The organism is Nocardia veterana NBRC 100344 (assembly GCF_000308855.1).
Lineage (GTDB): Bacteria > Actinomycetota > Actinomycetes > Mycobacteriales > Mycobacteriaceae > Nocardia > Nocardia veterana.
Genome location: NZ_BAGM01000178.1, coordinates 1 through 1,324 on the forward strand (window position 1 = coordinate 1; position 1,324 = coordinate 1,324).

1 protein-coding gene is annotated in these 1,324 nt (G+C 69.3%); it reads left to right on the top strand.

Features of this window, described 5'->3' with window-relative positions:
• Nucleotides 1–1,324, top strand: a 1,324-nt coding sequence (locus ON37_RS26620) for a hypothetical protein (protein WP_040723176.1), incomplete at both ends; no start/stop codon positions are given.

Sequence of the window (1,324 nt, forward strand, 5' to 3'; positions counted from 1 at the left end):
TCGCGCCATGTACGAGCACGCAACCGAGTTGCTGTCGCGGGCCCGCGCGGAATATCTACTCGACCGAGCACTGCCGGTGATGCTGTTCTCCGAAGCCCGCCGCTCGGAGAACTTCCATCAGTTGCTCGACACAATCGGCATCGCCGAGTCACTCGGCATGGACAGCGCCGCGCTGGTCACCGACATCGCCACCCGGGACGGGGAAGACTTGGGCGAAAGCCTGATCAGTGCCCGCGATGTCGCCGCCGTCCTGCGGACCCGCGCCGACATCCGCATCGGCGCCTACATACAGAACTCCACCGTGCCGGCGACAGTAGTGGCAGGGATCGAAACGCTGGCCTACTCCCCCACACTCGACACAGCCGTGGTCACCGCCGCCGTCGCGGCAACCAACACCGAAGACACCACGGCGACCACCCAGCGCGGGGGCCGCTTCATCGCGCTGCGCGACGCGCAACTTCCAGCAGTGCGCCCGATGCCCACCCGCTACCCAGGCGTGGATGTCGAACTCGCCGAATTCGCCGAGAGCCTCTACATGCGGCTGACCGGCACTGAAACCACACGCCTGGCCGACAACCGGCCCACCGTCCCGGCTACCGCCGCCGACAAGCTTGCCGTGCTCGACGCCTACGCCGACGCTGCCAGCCCGATCGACCGGCGCGCGAAGATCCAACGCGACTACGACTACTACATCCGCGAGCTCTCCCACGAACGCGGCCGCTGGCTGCTCGACCGCGCGTTCCCCGTTGCGCTGGTGCATCAGATCGAACGCTCCCGCAGCTACGCGAGCCTGCTCGACACCCTCGCCCTGGCCGACGCCCACGGACTCGACACCGGCGCCCTCATGGCCGCGCTCGTCGACAGAACCGACGGCGGCAGCGCGCTGATCACCACCCGTGACGCGGCCGCGGCCCTGCGAGCCGGCGCCGACGAATGGATCGGCGACCACGCCGTCACCACCATCGACACAACCACCACCGCGGAACTCGACACCCTTACGGGCAAACTCGACACCCACGCCGCGGAGCTGACCCAACTCGCGATCGACCGCAGCATCAGCGCCGACGTCCTGGCTGTCACGGCGCGGCCATCCCGCTGGCGGGCCCTGGACAATGTGGCGCCGCCGCGCGGCCTGGCGCCCATCCCGCCTCAGCACCCGGGCATGGATCTGGCGATGGCCGACTACGCCGACGAACTGCGGCGCCTGCTGCTCGACCTGCCCGCGGACGCACCGGACTGGCGAGCCCGCGCCGCCCAGATCACACACCTCACCGACGTCACCGACCTGGACGAAGACCTCCCTGCAGATGTCGCCGAGACCGCA